This is a genomic window from Burkholderia sp. DN3021 (assembly GCF_049805555.1).
GTDB lineage: Bacteria > Pseudomonadota > Gammaproteobacteria > Burkholderiales > Burkholderiaceae > Burkholderia > Burkholderia pyrrocinia_C.
This window is the reverse complement of sequence record NZ_JBNCAB010000250.1, coordinates 1-889: the sequence shown is the minus strand read 5'-3', so window position 1 is coordinate 889 and position 889 is coordinate 1. Positions and strand designations below refer to the sequence as shown.

The following is an 889-nucleotide window of genomic DNA, read 5'->3' as shown; positions in this document are numbered from 1 at the left end:
CCCCGTGACTTACACGGATACCACCACGCCATCACCATCATGCCTCACGCGCGCGCGAATGGGGGACTGGCCCAGCTGAGTCGCTTACGCCTCGAGGCACTGGGTCAGCGCGGTTTCGACATCCTGAACCGCCTGGACGATCAGTTGCCGGAGCGCACGATCGTGAACGATCAAGACCCGGTGCTCGTACAACCATTGCTTGAGATCGAAGAGCGCCGTGCTGCGATCCTGCCGGCCCGACAGCCGTTCTTTGAGCCAGCGGACGATATAGCGCCGCTGGTGCTCGGCCATCGGCTGGAATCCACTGCTCGGCCAACTGGTGTTGCCCCAGCAGATGCCGAAACCTCAGGATGCTCACGCGGTCCGGCAGCCGGCTCATGCCGCCCAGCCCTCGCGGTACAGCGGCACGTCGTACAGCGCCTCTTCCATCGCGACGTCGCTCAAGCCGAACCACTGCTGCAAAAAATGAATGCGCAGCATCGCTTCGATCGGGAACGGTTTGCGACCGGTTGCCTTCGTCGGCGCGTGTGGCGCAATCAGCGCCATGAATTCCTTCCATGGCACCACGCGCTCCATCCCGTCGAGAAATACGCGTTTGCGCTGTCCGCCGGTTCGTCAGGTCAAGGTTCAGGTCGGTCTGTTTCACGTCCTTATTGTCCACCGCAACCGACCTGTTGAACATGCGGGCCTTCGCCAGTTTTGAACACCATCCTTAACAAATGTTGAGTGGTATTGGGAGGCGCGCTTCCCGAGAATGCTGGTTATCGGAATGGGCGGGGGCGCCCTGAATGTCTTTAGGGGAACAAAGCGATGAACCAGCAAGCGTACAAGATTAAATTCAGCCGTCGGGCGGGCACGTGGGTGGCGGTGTCGGAGCTCACGCGCGGGG

Annotated in this window: 1 protein-coding gene and 2 pseudogenes; 1 reads left to right on the top strand and 2 read right to left on the bottom strand. The window is 61.1% G+C overall.

What is annotated here, in order from left to right; genetic code table 11:
• Positions 1-90: 90 nt before the first annotated feature.
• Both ACPUER_RS36925 and ACPUER_RS36920 read right to left on the bottom strand, forming a co-directional pair.
• A pseudogene (locus tag ACPUER_RS36925) lies at positions 91-303 on the bottom strand (hypothetical protein); the annotation flags it as partial.
• Positions 299-646: pseudogene (locus tag ACPUER_RS36920) on the bottom strand (transposase); the annotation flags it as partial. The pseudogenes ACPUER_RS36920 and ACPUER_RS36925, both read right to left, overlap by 5 nt.
• 164 nt (positions 647-810) lie before the next feature.
• On the opposite strand from ACPUER_RS36920, the gene ACPUER_RS36915 reads away from it, so the two are divergent.
• Positions 811-889 (top strand): ESPR-type extended signal peptide-containing protein (locus ACPUER_RS36915; protein WP_425133600.1); only part of this gene is annotated, 79 nt, incomplete at its 3' end.